The 18,082-nt window shown below is 63.5% G+C and carries 18 protein-coding genes; 8 read left to right on the forward strand and 10 right to left on the reverse strand.

Features of this window, described 5'->3' with window-relative positions:
• The first annotated feature begins 218 nt into the window (after positions 1–218).
• A complete protein-coding gene (locus tag LQ788_RS14195; RefSeq protein WP_231442013.1) occupies positions 219–1,388 on the forward strand; it encodes an RtcB family protein in 1,170 nt (389 codons plus the stop codon).
• Between the two features lie 79 nt (positions 1,389–1,467).
• Here the strand turns inward: LQ788_RS14195 and LQ788_RS14200 are convergent, their stop codons facing one another.
• Complete coding sequence (locus tag LQ788_RS14200) at positions 1,468–2,625, reverse strand: threonine aldolase family protein (RefSeq protein WP_231442015.1); 1,158 nt, start codon at positions 2,623–2,625, stop codon at positions 1,468–1,470.
• Between the two features lie 228 nt (positions 2,626–2,853).
• Positions 2,854–3,825 (reverse strand): GlxA family transcriptional regulator, encoded by a 972-nt coding sequence (locus LQ788_RS14205; RefSeq protein ID WP_231442017.1) that lies wholly within the window; start codon positions 3,823–3,825, stop codon positions 2,854–2,856.
• A 101-nt stretch (positions 3,826–3,926) separates the two neighbouring features.
• Here LQ788_RS14205 and LQ788_RS14210 point away from each other — a divergent pair, with 101 nt between their 5' ends.
• A complete protein-coding gene (locus LQ788_RS14210) occupies positions 3,927–5,210 on the forward strand; it encodes an APC family permease (protein ID WP_231442019.1) in 1,284 nt (427 codons plus the stop codon).
• Positions 5,211–5,295: 85 nt separating this feature from the next.
• Here the strand turns inward: LQ788_RS14210 and sucD are convergent, their stop codons facing one another.
• Together sucD and sucC are read right to left on the reverse strand one after the other, a co-directional pair.
• On the reverse strand, positions 5,296–6,192 hold the full coding sequence (sucD, locus tag LQ788_RS14215; protein WP_231442021.1) for a succinate--CoA ligase subunit alpha: 897 nt from the start codon (positions 6,190–6,192) through the stop codon (positions 5,296–5,298).
• Between the two features lie 18 nt (positions 6,193–6,210).
• Positions 6,211–7,380: an ADP-forming succinate--CoA ligase subunit beta gene (sucC, locus tag LQ788_RS14220; protein WP_231442023.1), complete on the reverse strand. Its 1,170-nt coding sequence runs from the start codon at positions 7,378–7,380 to the stop codon at positions 6,211–6,213.
• 195 nt (positions 7,381–7,575) lie between these two features.
• On the opposite strand from sucC, the gene LQ788_RS14225 reads away from it, so the two are divergent.
• The 4 genes from LQ788_RS14225 (at position 7,576) to LQ788_RS14240 (ending at position 10,947) form a co-directional block, all read left to right on the forward strand.
• Positions 7,576–8,070, forward strand: coding sequence for a MarR family winged helix-turn-helix transcriptional regulator (locus LQ788_RS14225; RefSeq protein WP_231442025.1), 495 nt, complete (start codon positions 7,576–7,578; stop codon positions 8,068–8,070).
• Between the two features lie 95 nt (positions 8,071–8,165).
• On the forward strand, positions 8,166–8,852 hold the full coding sequence (locus LQ788_RS14230) for a GNAT family N-acetyltransferase (RefSeq protein ID WP_231442027.1): 687 nt from the start codon (positions 8,166–8,168) through the stop codon (positions 8,850–8,852).
• 160 nt (positions 8,853–9,012) lie between these two features.
• Entirely contained in the window at positions 9,013–9,726 is a 714-nt protein-coding gene (locus tag LQ788_RS14235; RefSeq protein ID WP_231442029.1) for a hypothetical protein, read from the forward strand.
• 39 nt (positions 9,727–9,765) lie between these two features.
• Positions 9,766–10,947, forward strand: coding sequence for an FAD-dependent monooxygenase (locus tag LQ788_RS14240; RefSeq protein ID WP_231442030.1), 1,182 nt, complete (start codon positions 9,766–9,768; stop codon positions 10,945–10,947).
• Between the two features lie 50 nt (positions 10,948–10,997).
• Here LQ788_RS14240 and LQ788_RS14245 read toward each other — a convergent pair whose 3' ends face one another.
• Complete coding sequence (locus tag LQ788_RS14245) at positions 10,998–11,615, reverse strand: histidine phosphatase family protein (protein WP_231442031.1); 618 nt, start codon at positions 11,613–11,615, stop codon at positions 10,998–11,000.
• 89 nt (positions 11,616–11,704) lie between these two features.
• The gene (locus LQ788_RS14250) at positions 11,705–12,901 is read right to left on the reverse strand and encodes a PEP/pyruvate-binding domain-containing protein (RefSeq protein ID WP_231442032.1); all 1,197 of its coding nucleotides are present in this window, start codon (positions 12,899–12,901) and stop codon (positions 11,705–11,707) included.
• Between the two features lie 58 nt (positions 12,902–12,959).
• On the opposite strand from LQ788_RS14250, the gene LQ788_RS14255 reads away from it, so the two are divergent.
• Positions 12,960–13,385 carry a DNA-binding protein gene (locus LQ788_RS14255; protein ID WP_231442033.1) on the forward strand — a complete coding sequence of 142 codons (426 nt, stop codon included), beginning with the start codon at positions 12,960–12,962 and terminating at the stop codon, positions 13,383–13,385.
• Positions 13,382–14,017 carry a transcriptional regulator gene (locus LQ788_RS14260; protein WP_231442035.1) on the forward strand — a complete coding sequence of 212 codons (636 nt, stop codon included), beginning with the start codon at positions 13,382–13,384 and terminating at the stop codon, positions 14,015–14,017. Before LQ788_RS14255 ends, LQ788_RS14260 begins: the two co-directional genes overlap by 4 nt.
• 4 nt (positions 14,018–14,021) lie before the next feature.
• Here LQ788_RS14260 and LQ788_RS14265 read toward each other — a convergent pair whose 3' ends face one another.
• From LQ788_RS14265 to LQ788_RS14280, 4 genes are all read right to left on the reverse strand, one after another.
• Positions 14,022–14,480 carry a hypothetical protein gene (locus LQ788_RS14265; protein WP_231442037.1) on the reverse strand — a complete coding sequence of 153 codons (459 nt, stop codon included), beginning with the start codon at positions 14,478–14,480 and terminating at the stop codon, positions 14,022–14,024.
• Positions 14,477–15,583 carry an adenosine deaminase gene (locus LQ788_RS14270; protein ID WP_231442039.1) on the reverse strand — a complete coding sequence of 369 codons (1,107 nt, stop codon included), beginning with the start codon at positions 15,581–15,583 and terminating at the stop codon, positions 14,477–14,479. Before LQ788_RS14270 ends, LQ788_RS14265 begins: the two co-directional genes overlap by 4 nt.
• A gap of 64 nt (positions 15,584–15,647) precedes the next feature.
• On the reverse strand, positions 15,648–16,793 hold the full coding sequence (locus LQ788_RS14275) for a BMP family lipoprotein (protein ID WP_231442046.1): 1,146 nt from the start codon (positions 16,791–16,793) through the stop codon (positions 15,648–15,650).
• Between the two features lie 42 nt (positions 16,794–16,835).
• Positions 16,836–18,062: an amidohydrolase gene (locus LQ788_RS14280; RefSeq protein WP_231442048.1), complete on the reverse strand. Its 1,227-nt coding sequence runs from the start codon at positions 18,060–18,062 to the stop codon at positions 16,836–16,838.
• Between the last annotated feature and the right edge of the window lie 20 nt (positions 18,063–18,082).

Consider the following 18,082-nt stretch of genomic DNA (forward strand, 5'->3'; position numbering starts at 1 on the left):
GATGAACGTTTTCGCCTCATCGCGCGAACTTCGCGGATCGAAGCAATTCGAATCCGCTCATCAGTCGACCCTTCGGTGGCGCGACATCTGACCCAGCGCAAGTCAGCATGCCCCGCACCGATCACCGGTCCGGGGCTCTTTTCATATCGCAGCCATGGCATTCCAGATCTTCGCGATGTGGGTCCCGGACCTCACCACAAGGAAATCAGGAAAGGACCATGGAAAAACTCAGCAGACGGCTGATCTCCTGGGCATCACTTCTCGACGAGAAGACCCTCGAGCAGGCGCACACGACTGCGCGAATGCCGTTCATCTACCCCCATGTCGCACTCATGCCCGATGCCCACCTGGGCAAGGGAGCGACCGTCGGATCGGTCATTCCCACCCTGGGCGCGATCATCCCCGCCGCGGTCGGTGTCGACATCGGCTGCGGCATGATCGCCGTGCGCACACAGTTCACCAGACCGGATCTCGAGGAGCGCGATCTCACCGGACTGCGCGAGGCGATCGAACGGGCGGTGCCGACCTCGGCGGGTGCCTACAACCGCAAAATCGTCGCCACGGCAGCACCACGCATCACCGAGCTCGAGGAGCTTGCGGAGAGGTCCGAATTCGACCCTGCCGACTATGCCGGACATTGGCGGCATCAGCTGGGATCGCTGGGCTCGGGCAACCACTTCATCGAGGTCTCCGTCGATGAGGACGAGAGGGTGTGGATGTTCCTGCATTCAGGATCGAGAGGCATCGGCAACAAGATCGCCACTCACCACATCAAGGTCGCCGCACAGCTGAACAAGAAATGGTGGATCGATCTTCCGGACCCGGATCTCGCCTACCTCGTCGAGGGCACCCCCGAGTTCTCCGCCTACATCAGGCAGCTGAAGTGGGCTCAGCACTTCGCCCTACTCAACCGGGAAGAGATGATGGACCGGGTGGCCCGACAGCTGTCGGAGACGATGGGCGAGACCGTGGTCGAGGCAGAACGCATCAACTGCCACCACAACTTCACCCAGTCCGAGAAGCACTTCAACAAGACGGTGTGGGTATCGAGAAAGGGCGCGATCGAAGCCGATGCCGGACGGCCAGGCCTCATCCCCGGTTCGATGGGCACCGCATCCTACGTCGTTGAGGGCAAGGGAGATCCAGTATCGCTCAACTCCTCACCGCACGGTGCGGGGCGGCAGTATTCCCGTACCGCAGCCAGGAAGACGTTCAGCCATGACCAGCTGCGGGCGGCCATGGTCGGCATCGAGTACCGGGACACGGACGCCTTTATCGATGAGATCCCGCAGGCGTACAAACCGATCGACCAGGTGATGGCCGATGCCTCGGCGCTGGTCGAGATCAGGCATACGCTGCGTCAGCTCGTCAACGTCAAGGGCGATTGAGCAGGAAGTGCCGACGGTCGACCGACATGAGATCTGGGTCGGTCGGCCTGCCTTTGCGCCTCTGCTCAGGACTGGATGTTCAGGACTCGACGATGGCAGCGATAAGGGCGTCGACGTCTTCGGACGTGGTGTCGAAGGCACACATGAGGCGCACGACGTTCTCGGCCATGGGCCAGTTGGCGAAGGCGAACTTCTGCCGTGCCCGCGCCGCGACCTCCTCGGGCATATGCACGAAGACGACGTTGGATTCGGTCTTGGCCACGATCGAAATATCGGGGGCACGGCCGGTGGACACCGCCTCGGCGAGGCCATCTGCCAGCCTCCGTGCCATCGTGTTTGCGTGATTCGCCGAGGTGGACCACAGCTCGCCGTCGTAGAGGGCATTGAGTTGGGCGGAGAGGAAGCGCATCTTCGATGACAGCTGCAGATTCATCTTCCGCAGGAACTTCATCCCCTGGCCGATGTCGGGATTGAGGACGATGATCGCTTCGGCACCGAGGAGCCCGTTCTTCGTCCCGCCGAGGCTGATGATGTCGACTCCGACATCGGTGGTGATGGCTCCGAGGCCGGTGCCGAGATAGGCGGCGGCGTTGCCCAGTCGGGAGCCGTCGACGTGAAGGATCATGTCAAGACCGTGCGCGGTGTCCGCGATCGCACGGATCTCGTCGGGTGTGTACGTCGTTCCCCATTCGGTCGATTGGGAGATGCTCACTGCCAGGGGCTGTGCGTTGTGCTCGTTGCCGCGGCCAAGGACGGCACCGTTGATGATCTCGGGCGTCAGTTTGCCGTCCGGAGTTGGAGCACCGATGACTTTGAGCCCGCCGACCTTCTCCGGGGCCCCGGTTTCATCGTAGTTGATGTGGGCCGACGCGGCGGTGATGACGGCCGCCCAGCGGGGTAGAGCCGACTGCAGTGCCAGCACATTGGCACCGGTGCCGTTGAAGACAGGAAATGCCTGGGCCGAGGGGCCGAAATGGCCCTTCATGACCTCACCGAAGCGTGCCGTCCAGGGGTCACCGCCGTAGCCGGGCGTGTGTCCGACATTGGCCTCGGTGATGGCGGCGATGACCTCCGGATGGGCGCCCGCCCAGTTGTCGGAGCCGAAGTTGCGCGGATGGGCTTCCGGGGAGGCATCAACGGCCGGTGAGTTGAGGGCCGTCGCCTGGTCGGCCGGTGGGTTGAGGGCCGTCGCCTGGTCGGCCGGTGGGTTCTGGGACAGCGGTGTCTGGTCATTCACATGTTCAGGTTAGCCTCCCGTGCCGACCCCGCACAGTCCGTTCCATAACCACCCGTTGCAACGGGGTGATTTGAGACTGTCGGGGCGGGGTACTGAACTAACTGGAGGAAAAGCGAGTCCTGGTGTGAATTGCTGCTCCCGGTGCGTGACCCATCGGTGCGTGACGCATCGATGCGTGCTCGCCGCGGTACGAACGTGCCGGGTGCCGGGTGCCGGGTGCCGGGTGACCTATGCTCCCAAATTGAACGACTGTCGGTAAGCCGACGGAGTGGTTCCGACGAGCTCTCGAAAATGTTCACGCAGCTGTGTTGCCGAGGCATACCCGACTTCGTGGCCGACCTGGTCGATGGATAAATCTGTATTCTCGAGGAGCTCCTGCGCACGTTGGACCCGCTGATGCGTCACCCATTTGAGCGGCGTGGTCCCTACCTGGGCAATGAATCTGCGAGTCAGCTGCCTAGTCGAGAGCGCGGAGCGATCGGCCAATGCTGCAAGATCAAGGTTCGTGCCCAAACGGGCCTTCGCCCAGTCCAAGGTCTCGGCCAGGCCAGTGTCTCCGCGATCAGTGCCGGCCGAATCGGCACGACTCGGCCAATCGACGAACTGCTGCTGCCCGCCGTGTCGCAGTGGTGCCGTGACCATCCGTTTGGCGATCGTGCTCGCCGCGGCCGCACCCAGCTCTCGTCTCACCACATGCAGACAGGTGTCGATGGCTGCCGCCGTGCCGGCCCCGGTCACGACCCGGCCGGTGTCGGTGAAGAGGTTGGAGCTGACGATGTCCACCAGTGGGAATCTGCGGGCCAGCTCATCTTCGAACAGCCAGTGAGTGCTTGCAGACAATCCGTCCAGGAGGCCGGTCTCGGCGAGGATGAAGGCCCCGCTGCACAACGACACCACGAGCGCACCATTGGCGTACGCTTCCCTGATAGCGCAATGTTCCGCCGCATTTCCGGTCGACGGAAGCGTCGCAGAGACGATGACGACATCGGCATCAACGAGACCCTCCAGACCATGCGTCGACTCGACGTACACCGAAGGCTGATGCTTCGACTCGACCCGATCAGGGCCGCCGTCCGAGCACACTCGATAGTCCACGAGCGGCAGACCGGCATCCGAGCGATCGATTCCGAAAACTTCCGCCGTCACCCCGAATTCGAAGAGCGAGATGCCCTCGCGGATCAGCACTGCCACAGTCCACATGTCATCCAGTATGGACCTCAACAACGCAGATGTCTCGAAACCGTTGATGAATGTCATTCCAGCCACTCGTCGCTTGGCCGTGTTCGCGATTGGGTGAAGGTATGACAATCCAACAACAGCATTCTTCGCGTTTCCCCTCGCGCATCACCGGTGTGGCCGCCGGCCTGGCGTCCGTCGTCGGTGCTGGTCTCATCGGAGTTCCGGCGGCGGTGATCAACGAAGCTGGCTCCGCTGCAATACTCACGTGGATCGTCGCGGCCTTAGCCTGTGTCCCCATGCTGTGTCTGTTCAGGGACACCGTGGTGAGTCGACCCGAGAGCCGTGATCCGCTGCGAGACACGGTCGCCTCGGGGCTGGGGCGAACCGCAGGAAACATGGTGCCGGTGCTGTTCGGCATGGTCGTGCTCGTCGGTCTTCCGGCGGGGTCGGTGATGGCGGCCAGGAATCTCTCGGTCATCACGGGATCGACACTGCCCGAGAGTGTGTCCGCCGTCGCGATCCTCGCAGTCGCTGTGGCGACGAACCTGCTCGGAAAGCACGTCGGGCACCAGGTGGAGAGAATCGGGACAGTGGCCCTCATCCTCGCTCTGGCCGGAGTGGTCGTGTGGTCGACTCTCCATTCTCAGCGTGTCCCCGAAATCATCCCCGAGGGAGGAGATGTCCTGCTGGTTCCCGTCGGCTTCATGGTGGCCTTCTGGGCCTTCATCGGCTTCGAGAACCTCACCTTTCTGGCTCGGGACCTGCCCGACCCCAAACGAGACTTCATGCCCATCGCGCTGACGAGCTTGGGACTCCTGCTCCTCCTCACCACTTCGCTGACTGTCGCGGTCCTCGTCCTCACCCCCAACACGGATCCAGTCACTGGAGTCGTCGATGCTCTGCGCATGACACCGTACGGAAACATCGTCGCCTTGGTTCTCGCCGTGTCTGGAGTAGTGGGGATGCTGCTCAATGCGGTCGCCTGGGTCCGCGGTGTCGGTCTGGTCATCGATTCTGCGGCCCGAGACGGCATACTCCCTCACAGAATCGCCGGGCCCGATGCGCTGAATCCGCGCCGGGCCATCACGATCATGAGCTGCGGCTTCGCAGCTACGCTGGTGCTGCTCCAGCAGAATCCGGACCTCGTCATCGACATGTTGGCCGCAGCCAGCGGAGTCTTTATGGTCATCTACACCTTGTGCATCCTCGCCTACGTTCGGGCCTTCGGCCTCAGAGCCTCGACCGTGGCCAACCTGGTGCTCGTCCCCGTCCTCGTCTGGTCGCTGGCATCGTCGGGGTGGAGGGCAGCATTCCCTCTGACCGCTGTCCTCATCGCGTGGATCATTGTGCGCGTGGGTTTCCGCAAGTCGGTGGGGCCGGAGATGCACGAAGCCCGCCTCCGCTGAGGGAGACGGGCTTCGACGCTGTGCTTCAGCTGCTGCTGTGATTCAGCAGGTACTGAGCTTCAGCCTAGATTGTGTTCCAGACTGCTCAGGCGAGGAGTTCGCGCATGAGGTCAGCGGTTTCGGTCGGGGTCTTGCCGACCTTCACGCCTGCAGCCTCAAGAGCTTCCTTCTTCGCCGCAGCGGTTCCTGAGGAGCCGGAGACGATGGCGCCGGCGTGGCCCATGGTCTTGCCCTCGGGAGCGGTGAAGCCTGCAACATAGCCGACGACTGGCTTCGTCACATGATCCTTGATATAGGCAGCGGCGCGCTCTTCGGCGTCGCCACCGATCTCGCCGATCATGACGATGGCTTCGGTCTCGGGATCATTCTCGAAGGCTTCGAGCGCATCGATGTGCGTGGTGCCGATGACCGGGTCACCACCGATTCCGATGGCGGTGGAGAAGCCGAGGTCACGCAGTTCGTACATCATCTGGTAGGTCAGCGTGCCGGACTTGGAAACCAGTCCGAGCTTGCCCTTCTTGGTGATGTTGGCAGGAATGATGCCTGCCAGCGAAGCCTCTGGGGAGATGATGCCCGGGCAGTTGGGTCCGATGATGCGTGTCGCATTGTCTGCGGCCTGCGCACGTGCCCAGACTTCGGCGGCGTCCTGGACCGGGATGCCCTCGGTGATGATGACGAGCAGACCGATCTTGGCGTCGATGGCCTCGATGGCTGCATCCTTGGAGAATGCCGGCGGCACGAAGGCCACGGAGACGTCGGCACCGGTGGCTTCCATCGCCTCGGAGACGGAGCCGAAGACCGGCAGCTCAACTTCGTTGCCGTCCTTGTCGTTGTGCTTGACGGTGGTGCCTGCCTTGCGGGCGTTGACACCGCCGACGACGTTGGATCCGGCTGCGAGCATGCGCGCAGTGTGCTTGGTTCCTTCGCCGCCAGTGATGCCCTGGACGATGATCTTCGAATCGGAATTCAGGAAGATAGACATGTGTGTAAAGACCTTTCCTTACTTGGCAGCGGCCAGTTCGGCGGCCTTGTCGGCTCCACCGTCCATGGTGTCGGTCAGAGTGACGAGTGGGTTAGCGGCTTCCTTGAGGATCGCACGTCCCTCTTCGACGTTGTTTCCGTCGAGGCGGACGACGAGCGGCTTGGTAGCCTGGTCGCCGAGGATCTCGAGAGCCTTGACGATGCCGTCTGCCACAGCGTCACACGCGGTGATTCCGCCGAAGACGTTGACGAAGACTGACTTGACCTGCTCATCTCCGAGGATGACCTCGAGCCCGTTGGCCATGACCTCAGCAGAGGCGCCGCCTCCGATGTCGAGGAAGTTGGCAGGCTTGACGTTGCTGTGCTTCTCACCGGCGTAGGCGACGACGTCGAGGGTCGACATGACGAGTCCGGCACCGTTTCCGATGATTCCGACTTCGCCGTCGAGCTTGACGTAGTTGAGGTCGAGCTTCTTGGCCTTGAGCTCGAGCGGGTTCTCTGCGCTGTCATCGCGCAGTTCCTCGTGCTCAGGCTGGCGGAAGTCGGCGTTCTCATCGAGAGACACCTTTCCGTCGAGCGCGATGATGTCACCGGCACCGGTCTTGACCAGCGGGTTGACCTCGACCAGGGATGCGTCTTCCTTCTCGAAGACGGTCCACAGGGACATCAGCACAGGGGCCACCTTAGCGGCGGTGTCCGCGTCGAAGCCTGCTTCCTTGGCGATCTCTTCGGCCTTCGCGGCATCGATTCCGTCGATGGCAGAGACTGGGATCTTAGCGAGTGCTTCCGGACGTTCCTCGGCGAGCTGCTCGATCTCCACTCCGCCTTCCTTGGAGCACATGGCCAAGTAGGTGCGGTTGGACCGGTCGAGGAGAACCGAGAAGTAGTACTCTTCAGCGATGTCTGCGCCCTCGGCGATCATCACCTTTTCGGTGATGTGGCCCTTGATGTCGAGACCCAGGATGTCCTTGGCGCGAGCTTCGGCCTCTTCAGGATTCTTCGCAACCTTGACGCCGCCGGCCTTGCCGCGGCCGCCCATCTTGACCTGAGACTTGACGACGACTACTCCGCCGCCGAGTTCTTCGGCTGCCTTCTTCGCTGCTTCTGGTGTCGTCGCGACCTGAGCCTTGAGCACGGGCACTCCGTGCTTCTCGAACAGGTCACGTGCTTGATACTCGAAAAGATCCACGTGTATTCCTTCGTTTCTACTGCCGGGTCTTTTGGCCCTGCAGGTGCGTTGACGGATGCAACAACCATGACCACTTTATTCCCAAACGACCCCGTCCATCCAAACGTGCAGGCCAAATCAGCCAATGAGTAAGAAATATCTCGAGAAAAAGTATCTTTGGTGCAAAGAATCTTGATCTGGACGTAAAATCGGAACATGGACGAGGTTGATCGGATTGTCGCGGCATGGCGCCACGAGCGCCCGGACCTCGATGTGTCCCCGATGGAGATCCTCTCCCGCGTCTCACGCTTGGCTCGCCAGCTGGATTTGGCGCGGAAGTCGAGCTTCAGCGACTACGGCATCGAAGGCTGGGCCTTCGACGTGCTCTCAGCCCTGCGCCGCTCTGGTGAGCCCTACCAACTCTCCCCCTCGACTCTGCTGCAGGAGACTCTGGTCACCAGCGGCACCATGACCAATCGGATCGATCGCCTGGTCACGGCCGGTTGGGTCGAACGACTGCCCGATCCCGGAGATCGCCGAGGTGTGCTCGTGCGGTTGACCGCCGATGGTCGCGCCACCGTCGACTCTGCTCTGGCCGACCTGCTGGTCAAGGAGCGGGAGATTCTCAGTGATCTCACCCCCGCCGGTCGCCGTAAGCTCGCCTCCTTGCTGCGCCAGCTCTCAACCGGCTTCGACGGCGACGAAGACTGAACTGATCAATAAGGCACGCCTGGCCCGCAGCGCCCATCCGGCCGCTCCGGGACGGGCCGATGGAAGAGTTCAAGGATGAACGAGAAGGAGCAGTCATGACCGAGACGAACCTCAACGATTGGACCGGGGTCGAACCACCTCGGCGGGAGACGATCCACGGCCGCTATGTCGACCTCGAGCCCCTCGATGCCCACCAGCACTCGGACTCGCTCTTCGCGGCCGCCTCTGCAGAGGGTTCGGATGAGCGTTTCCGATACCTGCCGCAGGCGCCGCAGCTTGCGCGCGCGGACTTCGATGAGTGGATGGCCACGGCCTCGCAGTCGCCGGATCCGCTGTTCTTCGCTGTCGTCGACCGCAGCACCAAGCGGGCCGAGGGGCGACAGGCGCTGATGCGCATCGATGCGAACAACGGCGTCATCGAGATCGGAAACATCCTGTGGGGACCGGCACTCTCACGCACACGAGGAGCCACCGAGGCGCTCTTCCTCTTCGCCGATCTTGCCTTCGCCAGCGGCTACAGGCGCTTCGAATGGAAGTGCGATGACGACAACGCCCCGTCGAAGAAGGCCGCGACACGTTTCGGGTTCACCTTTGAGGGACTGTTCCGTCAGCACCTGGTCGTCAAGGGCCGCAATCGCGACACCGCCTGGTTCTCCATCATCGACACCGAATGGCCCAGCCTGCGCGCGGCCTATGTGCAGTGGCTCGATGAGGACAACTTCGACGAATCCGGCGCACAGAAGGTCAGCCTCAGCGATCTCATGCCTCACCGAGCACGGTAACCGCCGCGCACAGTAACTCCCGGGCCCAGTAACTACATCCCAGAGCAATCGGCGCTGGGTCAGCGCGTCCACCGGGACGAGCGCAAGCTCTCGGATTAGGCTGGAAACAAGACTGGGCCCCGGGCCCGGCACCGCCACGCCGACCACCTCTCGAGGAATCATGCGCATTCGCTCTCTTGCCCTCCTGACCACCGCCGCAGTGCTGGCCACGACGACAGCCTGCGTTCCCACTTCGGAGGAGACCCGCCCACAGCCGCGTCCCTCCGTCAGCGAGGAGGAGGTCACTCCGATCGAGACGCCGGATGACGCGCCGAAGGTCTCCATCGTCGATTCCTCCCCCGGCGGGGCGAAGGACGCCGATCCTCTGTGGCAGGGCCTCGCCGAGGCGGCCGCGAACAAATCGGAGGCCTACCTCAAGGTCTACGTCCACACCGGCAACCCCGACGTTCCCGATTCGGGCGAGGCCACCATCACCGCCGACACCCCGGACAGTGTCAGTGTCACCGTCGATGCCGAGAATGTCGACACCGAGAAGTCGCCCTTCCTGCTCATCCAGGGCACCTTCACCGTTGAGGAGATCGGCGGGTCCGCGTACACGCTGACGACGGAGAACTCCGACGAGATTTCCGACCTCGACCCGAAGGGGCCCGATGACGAGGCTCGGTGCACAGCTGATGATGCGCAGGACCGCATCTCCCTGGCAGCTCAGGACCTGGCCGATGATCCCGATAAACGCGAGGACTTCCGTCAGCAGTGGGGCGCGTCTCCGCAGGTCTGGTGGGGCATCCAGAAGACCGCAGACAGCCTCAACCAAGAAGGCGGCGTCGCCGGTGACTTCCTCACCGAAGCCTGCGGGGAGTACCTTCAGCAGTAAGGCAGACGCCTGAGATCTCGGACGAGAGGCTCACACCCCATGAGGATCGCAATCGTCGGAGCCGGCATCGGCGGGCTCTCAGCCGCCGTGGGTCTGCAGAGGGCTGGTGCGCAGGTCACCGTGTTTGAAAAGGCCGCCGAGGTGCGCGCCGGTGGTTCAGGGCTGTCGATCTTCGCCAATGGGCTCAGGGCTCTTGAATCGTTGGGGCTCGGTCCTCAGCTCGCGACGATCACAGACAAACAGGCCGAGTCCTTCGCCGCAGGCCAACGCCGACCCGACGGACGCTGGATCGCACGACTTCCCACCGACAGCGTCGGCGAGCTGCGAATCGTCGACAGGGCCGACCTGCACCGGGTACTCCTCGATGCCCTCGATGAGGGAACTGTGCGCACTCTCTCTGAGGTCACCTCGGCGAGCATTGATGCAACGGTGATGATCGGGCTCGGGACGGAAGCCAACGCCCCTGAGGACTTCGATCTGGTCATCGGCGCCGATGGACTCAACAGCCAGGTGAGAGAAACCGTCGAATCCGGCATAGGAGCACGCTATTCGGGGTATTCGTGTTGGCGCGGAATCACCGAGCACCCGGTCGATCTGGGTGGTGCCGCAGGTGAGACCGTGGGGCGTGGCCTGCGCTTCGGCATCGCTCCGCTCATGGACGGACGCGTGTACTGGTTCGCGGTGGCGAACATGCCTGAGCACGCGAGTTTCGCCGATGAGAAGGCCGCGGTCCGGGATCTGTTCTCCGGCTGGCATGCACCGATCGTCGAACTCATTGCCGCGACTCCGGCGCCGCGGATCAGGCGCACCGCGATTTCGGACCTCGCTACTCCCCTGTCGACCTACCACCTGGGACGCGTCGTCCTCCTCGGCGATGCTGCTCATGCGATGACCCCGAACTTGGGACAGGGCGGGGGCCAGGCACTCGAGGACGCCGCAACACTGTCGGCCCTGCTGAGGCCGGTGATCATGGAGTCGGAAGGCCTGGCGGAGGCAGCGGAGGCGGGGTCAGACGTTGACGTTCAGCTGCGCCGCTACGACCGGCTGAGGAGGAAACGCAGTCAGTCGATTGCGGCGAAGTCCCGTGCCCTCGGCGCAGTTTTCCAGCTACAGTCCCCGCTGGTGGCGGGACTTCGCGATGCAGTCTTCACCGCGGTTCCCTCGAGAGTCACAGCCGCTCAGGCCGCCAGCGTGCAGAGGTGGGAACCGCCGCGAATCTAGATGTGGACTGCCGGCCGAGCATGTGCGTCTGATCCCACTGATCCGTCTGTTCACGGGCGAGGTACCTCAGGGAACCCCGTCCACTGCAGCCGCGAGGGCAGATGTCCCATGTCGTTGAACATGATGATCGTCGGCGGAAGCTGGGGGCGGTGCTCGATGACCGTCAGCGCCGTGTTGGCGCTGTTGAGTCCCAGCCACCGCTGTGGCGGTGCATCCAAGGCGTCGCGTACGAGCCAGGCGATCGGATACGCATGGGTGATGAGAACCTCGTGTATATCGTCATCGCGACTGGTCATGGCTTCGCTGCCGACAGTGCCGAAGCGCCCGGTGAGACTTTCAGCGATCGTGTGGCCAGCGTCGGCCTCTTCGCGCTCGTACCCGTCGAAGAAAGGCACCCATGCCCGCGGGGTCTCATCTGGTGTCGGCACGTAAGGGACGTGGTCGATCAGTTCCGGAGCCTCGCCCACCGTGACCTTGCCGGTGAGGAAGATGTTGAGTTCCCGGGCACTATCGGCAGCGCGAGGCAGCGCAGAGTGCCAGATGGCCCCGATCGGCAGATGAGCCAAACGCCGCCCCAAGAGCCGCGCCTGCTCCCTGCCTTTGTCGGTGAGGTTCCCGAATGCGTCAGCATCGCCGTGTCGTGCGATGTAGAGATTTCGTGTTGCCATGGTGCGTTCCGGGGGAGCTCCAGACGGTTGGCTCCCCGTGTCCTTCCTCGTGAATGCCTGATCGTTCCTTGTCCGTGCCGAATTGTGAGTCAGTGCATCGTGATCGTTCCGGCCGTGCCGTCAATTGTGATGAGGTCACCGTTGGTGATGCGCACCCTCGCCGAGGTGACGCCGAGGACCGCGGGGATGCCGTATTCCCGTGCGACGATCGCTGCATGCGACAGGGCTCCTCCCACCTCAGTTATGATGCCAGCGGCGATGGAGAACAGTGGCGTCCAGGAGGGATCCGTAGAGGAGCAGATCACCACTTCACCAGGCTTGACGTCGGAGAATGCGGACAAGTCGGAGACGATGCGGGCAGGGGCAGTCACGACCCCGTGGGACCCCGGGGCCCCTTCCAAGCTCGTCTCAGGCAGCAGACCATAGTTGATGTCGGGGCCGGAATTAATGGAACGTCCGGTACCCGGCAAGGGCGGCAGTGGGGCGGTCACAGGACGCGATTGGACGATCCAGATCGTGCCGTCTGCGATGGCCCATTCGATATCCTGGGGTCCACCGAAGACAGCAGACACGCGAGCGCCTAGAGACTCAAGGCCGAGGAGCGCCTCGTCGCTGAGTGTTCGCACGGTCTGCAGCTCGTCAGCGACCGAGGTGGTCGTCGTCCCGTTCTGCTTGTCGACAGCATCGGTTCGAACCTTCTTGAATCCGAGCGCGGCGGTGATGGCACCCGCGGGCCCGACTTCGTACGAGTCTGGGGTGAGGCCGCCGTTGACGACGGACAGTCCCAGTCCCCACGATGATTCGATCCGGGTCGGCTCGTTCACATGGCGAGGTGTGAACATCACACCCGAGACTTCAGCCTCTATGAGGACCTGCACGACAACAGACATGCCTGTCGCAGGATCCTCCGCGCCACCGCCTCGGCGTCGGTAGTCGCGGATTCGCACAGAGTCAGCTGAGTGCGCGCAGGAGACGATCGCGGCACATACCTCGTCAGTGCCGCGGACGCCCAGGACGGTGTCATACATTCCTGCAGCGGATGCGTCGGCCTTGTCTTCATCGGCGGCCGAGGAGCGGACCGCCACCACTGGATCACCCAGTCTCGAGAGTTCCAGGTCAATCTGGTCTCGCACCGTGCCATCGAGCTGAGAGGCAAGGGAACGGTCGGCATCGACAGTGACGACGAAGCCGTCAGGCACCGGAAATCCAGCGCGCAGAAGCCTGGCCAGTGACCGTGCCTTTCCTCCTGACCGACCATCGCAGGAGTCGGAAAGTGTTCTCACCATCACCCCACCTTCAACATTATGTTGACAACATAATGTTGATAATAGCAGGATGTGGCCTATGGATGGCAAGCACGAAACAGACCACACCTACCACGGGGACAGAACGGTCGTAGACAGCACGGTCGGAGACCATGCAGAGGCTCGGCGCGAACACGATGCGCAGGCTCGGCTCCTGGCCCTCGGTGCGGATCAGCTGGAGCCTCGTGAGTGGCGCCCCGAGCCTGGCCCGCCCACCGCGGTCGACCTCACCCAGTTCGCACTGTGGAGATCGACGGACCTGGGCCCCGATGATCTCCTCGCGGCGCTGACTCTGCTGCCTGCAGCTCGCGCGGAGGTCGAGGGAGTCGAGATCGGGCTCATCTTCACGGCGCGCAGCAAAGGACTGACGTGGTCGCAGATCGCTGCGACCATGGGGTTCCGCTCGCCGCAGGCCTGCCAACAGTATGTGGCTCGTCTGAGCTCTCGACAGGATGAGCAGCGATGAGTCACCGTTCAGAGCCTCAGCTCCTCATGCTCCATGCGGTGCGCCTGCTCGGCTTCACCGACGAAGGAGCCATGGCACAACGAGCGGGAGCCAGCGCAGAGGAGACCGCGACCTTTCTGCGAGAGGCCGAGCGCAGCGGCTGGGTTCAGCACCTCGAGCTCTTCGACCTCAACGGCTGGTCGCTGACCGACTTCGGCAAATGGGAGAATGAACGACAGCTCACATACGAACGTCGTATCGCGGACCCCGGAAATGAGATCGCTGCGATCTACCGCGAGTTCCTTCCGCTCAATGCTCGGATGTTGAGAGCGACCACCGACTGGCAAATCAGGCCAAGAGCCGATGACACCTTCGCGAGCAATGATCATTCCGACGCTGACTGGGACGCACAAGTCCTCGATGAGGTCGAGGCGCTGGGCATCGAACTCGCGCCGCTGGTCGAAAGACTGACGAATGTCCTGACACGGTTCGAGGGGATCCTGAATCGCTACGAGGCAGCGTTGCGCAAGGCCAAGGAGGGCCAGACTGAGTGGATCGATCGGACCGATGTCGATTCATGCCATCTCGTCTGGTTCCAACTCCACGAGGATCTCATCGCCACTCTGGGCATCGACCGCGGCACCGAGGTCTGAAACCTCAGCCTTCGAGTGCCCTGTTGTAGGCGTCGACGACTGAGGGCTGGAAATAGCCGAGAAGCACGGCAAGCGCCGTGACCAGGCAGGCCAGGCCGAGGCAGAGCGAGCCTGCGATGACGCTGAAGGCGAAGACGATGACGAGCAGCTCGAAGGCGATCGCCGCGGGTCGGGCCCAGCGGTGCAGCTTCCACGATCCGCGCGCCGCAGCGGCGACTCCGGCGGCGAAGATGAGGAACATGACTGCCAGTCCCAGCAGCGATCCGGCCAGAGGACCTGCGCTGATGGCGGTGAGAACGAACGACAGGGCGGACCCGAGGAGGGCCAGCACCTGGATCCCAAGCACCACGACGACCAGCAGCATCGCCCGCGGGGTGGGAACACCGTGCCCGGCAGGCTGAGTCGAACCACCCGACGGTGCTGCACCGTCGGGTGTGTTCGAACGCTTGTCCCGTGAACTCAAATGTTCACCCGGGCGAATCCTGGGATGAGGATCTCGTCGAGCATGCGCTCGCGCACGTCGAGAGGCAGGAAGGCTGCCGTGACCGCATTGACGGTGGCCCATTCGAGATCGGTCTGTGTCCAGCCGGCCTCGTCGACGAGGCGACGCATCTCACGCGTGACCGAGGTCGCCGACATCAGCCGATTGTCTGGGTTGATGGTGACGGCGAAGCCCAGATCCTTGAGCCCGGTGATGGGGTGGGAGGCGATGGTGCCGCCGATATCGGTCTGCAGATTGGAGCTGGGGCACAGCTCGAGCGGGATCTGCTGGTCGAGGACCCAGGCGGCCAAGCTGCCCAGCTGTCCTTCGCCGTCGACGATGTCCATGTCTTCGACGATGCGAGCGCCGTGACCGATGCGCTGGGCGTGGCAGACGGTGAGTGCTTCGTGGATCGAGGCCTTGCCCGCGGCTTCCCCAGCGTGGATCGTCACGGGCACATAGGCCTGGTGGAGTGCGTTGAATGCGGACAGGTGCGCCGAGGGTGGGAAGCCGTTCTCGGGACCGGCGATGTCGAAGCCGACGACTCCGGACTCAGACCCCTTCTCGCGGTGCCGGATCGCCAGTTCGGCAATCGCCATCGAGTTGTCGGCCTGACGCATGGCGGTGATGATCTGACCGACGCGGATGAACTTGCCATCGGAGGAGGCTTCGATGACTCCGGCCTCGAGTCCCTCCTGGACGGCGTCGACGACCTCGTCGAGTTCGAGTCCGCTTTCCAGATGCTGTTCGGGAGCCCAGCGGGCCTCGGCGTAGAACACACCGTCGGCCACCTGGTCGAGGACCCATTCCTTGGCCACCCGCATCAGGCCCTCACGGCTCTGCATCACGGCAACCGTGTGCGAGAAGGTCTCGAGGTAGCGGACCAGGTCACCGGAGCTGGCGGAATCGTAGTACCACTGAGCCAGTGCTTCCGGTTCGGTGGCGGGCAGTTCATGACCGATCGAGGCGGCCAGTTCGATCAGGGTGGCGGGGCGCAGGCCACCGTCGAGGTGATCATGGAGGGAGACTTTGGGCAACTGCAGGATCGGGTCGTCTTCTGCGACTCCGGCGGGATTATTCAACACCCGCACAGCTTATCGGATCAGGGTGCGAGAAGGATGGAAGAATCCACTCGCTCAGAACTTCCGTTCAGGACTTCTCAGGATCGATGTCCCCGCTCTTGATCCTCTCCCGCAGATCGGTGATGCTGCGGCCTGCGTCGGAGACGCGGCTGAGGAACCCGTCTTCGGCGGAGATCCCCACTCCGCCGTTGTCGATCGTGCCCTTGTAGTGCTGGTCGGTGATGAGGAATCCGCCCATGTCAACGGGTTCGTCCTTCGACGCCTCGGCCACCTCGTCAGGGTTCCTGCTCTGCGGCCATTCGGCAAACATGCTGCGCAGTCCCCGGCGGATGTTCGGCTCGATCGTTGCGATGATGGTGTCGCTGAAGGCCCCGGATGCTCCGTACCAGATGACCTTCGGCAGGACCTTCTCTTCCGCGCCCTCTTCCTTGGGCTCTTGGGTGCGCTGGGCCGCCATCTCCTCGGTCGACGCGGTGACGACGCCCATTCCCGCCGCCGATCCAAACGGCACGAGCACATCGACATTCGAGTCATAGGCCGATTCGAAGAACTTCCGTCCCTCATCGCTGGTGTCGGCCACGGTCCGGTCGTCGACGGCAGAGTCACGATAGGACTTCACGTTCTCGGCACCCTCGTCGGCCTCGTCGTTGTAGAGGGCGACTCCGGCATCGAAGGCGTTGAGGATCTTCTTCGCCTGCGGGAAACCTTGCGACACGAGCGCGCCGACTTCACCGGTTTCGCTCGCAGTCGCTGCGATGTAGCCGGCGATGAAGGCCGGAGGAACGAGGTCGAAATCGATGCTGAGCACATTGTCCGGGAAGTCCTTGTGCCCGCTTGCCACCCCGAGGAAGATGTCGTCCGGATTGGACTTGGCGTGGTCGCTGAGTTCGTCGGCCCCGCCCGGTCCCAGCACCGTCGTCAGTGCGCAGTTCTGGTCCTTCATCCTCGTCAGAGCCGCCGAGGTGGCCGATGAGTTGGTCACCCGCTGGCTCGAGGTCGCGGAGAACAGTCCCGCTGACCGTGCCAGTTCCGTCTCTGCCAGGGTCAGTGCCCCGGCGGAGTGATCGTCGAATCCGGCAGGAGCCGAGATCATGCATCCGAGGGTTTCGTCCTCGACGGGTTCGGGTGTCGACATCGAGCAGGCGCTCAGGGCCACCAGGCTCAACGCGCTGAAGCCGGCGCCCAGCACCGTACTCATGACCTTTGCTCTCATGTCTCCAAGATTATCGGTTCTGTCTGAGTCCCCGGTACGCCATCAGTCTCGCTGCAGAACCTTCAGCGCGGTCGCGGTGAAGATGCGGGCGGCGATCTCAACGCTGTCCTCATCGATGAGGAGATCACCCTGGTGGATGTCGTAGGTGGTTCCGCCGGGGGTGCGGGTGCCCATGCGCACGAGCGCTCCGGGACAGTGTGTGAGGTACCAGGCGAAGTCCTCTCCGCCCATGGACTGCGGGGTCAGTTGGACGGAGTTCTCGCCGAGCTCTCCGCGGACGGCGGACTCGATCAGGGCGACCTGGTCTTCGGTGTTGACCACCGGCGGCACACCTCGGCGATGGTCGAGGTCGACGGTGACTCCGTACGGGCCGGCGATGCGCTCGACCAGCTCCGGCAGCACCTCGGCGACCTGGTTCCAGCCGTCGACGTCGAGGCAGCGCAGGGTTCCGCGCAGGATGCCTTCGCTGGGGACGACATTGGCCGCGTGACCGGCGCTGATCTCGCCCCAGACGAGGGAGATCGCGTGGCGCGGGTCGATGAGGCGGCCCAGCGTCGAGGGCAGGTCGGTGGCGAGTTTGCCCAAGGCGTAGACGAGGTCCTCGGTCAGGTGGGGTCGTGAGGTGTGCCCGCCGTGACCGGAGAGGCGGATGATGACGGTGTCGCCGGCTGCGGTGATGGCCCCGATGCGGGAGCCGATCTTGCCGACGTCGACATTCGGGTCGCAGTGCAGGGCGTAGACCTCGGGAACGCCGTCGAGGACGCCCTGGGAGATGACGCGCAGCGCACCGCCCGGGGTGACTTCCTCGCCGGGCTGAAAGATCAGCCGCACCCGTCCACCGAGTCCGCCGGGAGTGGATTCGTGGAGTCGCTGCAAGGCGATGGCTGCGCCGACGAGGCCCGTCAGGTGCACATCGTGGCCGCAGGCGTGGGCGACGCCTGGCACCGTTGAGGCGAAGTCCTCGTCGATGAGGTCGTCGATGGGCAGCGCATCGATGTCGGCACGCAGACCCAGAGCCAGCGGTCCTTCACCGACCTCGCACACGACACCGGTGCTCTCAAGGCGCCGAGGTGACAGACCGGCGGCTTCCAGGCGTGAGACGATCTTGTCCGTGGTGCTGAACTCCTGAAAGGACAGTTCCGGGTGCGCGTGGACATCGCGGCGGAAATCGATGAGTTCGGCACCGATCTCAGCAATGGTCGAACTGATCACGTCTGGTCCTTCTGGGAGCGCGACGCCGGCGGGGCGCGGTTCGGATATCTGAGACATTGACTGCAATGCTAAGCACT

This window comes from Brevibacterium zhoupengii, from assembly GCF_021117425.1.
GTDB lineage: Bacteria > Actinomycetota > Actinomycetes > Actinomycetales > Brevibacteriaceae > Brevibacterium > Brevibacterium zhoupengii.

What these genes read in the sequence shown, in the direction of transcription:
- sucD (WP_231442021.1), bottom strand. Translation starts at nt 6,192, where the DNA reads ATGTCTATCTTCCTGAATTCCGATTCGAAGATCATCGTCCAGGGCATC.
- LQ788_RS14235 (WP_231442029.1), top strand. Translation starts at nt 9,013, where the DNA reads ATGCGCATTCGCTCTCTTGCCCTCCTGACCACCGCCGCAGTGCTGGCC.
- LQ788_RS14195 (WP_231442013.1), top strand. Translation starts at nt 219, where the DNA reads ATGGAAAAACTCAGCAGACGGCTGATCTCCTGGGCATCACTTCTCGAC.
- LQ788_RS14240 (WP_231442030.1), top strand. Translation starts at nt 9,766, where the DNA reads ATGAGGATCGCAATCGTCGGAGCCGGCATCGGCGGGCTCTCAGCCGCC.
- LQ788_RS14250 (WP_231442032.1), bottom strand. Translation starts at nt 12,901, where the DNA reads ATGGTGAGAACACTTTCCGACTCCTGCGATGGTCGGTCAGGAGGAAAG.
- LQ788_RS14205 (WP_231442017.1), bottom strand. Translation starts at nt 3,825, where the DNA reads ATGTGGACTGTGGCAGTGCTGATCCGCGAGGGCATCTCGCTCTTCGAA.
- LQ788_RS14230 (WP_231442027.1), top strand. Translation starts at nt 8,166, where the DNA reads ATGACCGAGACGAACCTCAACGATTGGACCGGGGTCGAACCACCTCGG.
- LQ788_RS14245 (WP_231442031.1), bottom strand. Translation starts at nt 11,615, where the DNA reads ATGGCAACACGAAATCTCTACATCGCACGACACGGCGATGCTGACGCA.
- LQ788_RS14275 (WP_231442046.1), bottom strand. Translation starts at nt 16,793, where the DNA reads ATGAGAGCAAAGGTCATGAGTACGGTGCTGGGCGCCGGCTTCAGCGCG.
- LQ788_RS14255 (WP_231442033.1), top strand. Translation starts at nt 12,960, where the DNA reads ATGGATGGCAAGCACGAAACAGACCACACCTACCACGGGGACAGAACG.
- LQ788_RS14260 (WP_231442035.1), top strand. Translation starts at nt 13,382, where the DNA reads ATGAGTCACCGTTCAGAGCCTCAGCTCCTCATGCTCCATGCGGTGCGC.
- LQ788_RS14280 (WP_231442048.1), bottom strand. Translation starts at nt 18,062, where the DNA reads ATGTCTCAGATATCCGAACCGCGCCCCGCCGGCGTCGCGCTCCCAGAA.
- LQ788_RS14225 (WP_231442025.1), top strand. Translation starts at nt 7,576, where the DNA reads ATGGACGAGGTTGATCGGATTGTCGCGGCATGGCGCCACGAGCGCCCG.
- LQ788_RS14210 (WP_231442019.1), top strand. Translation starts at nt 3,927, where the DNA reads ATGACAATCCAACAACAGCATTCTTCGCGTTTCCCCTCGCGCATCACC.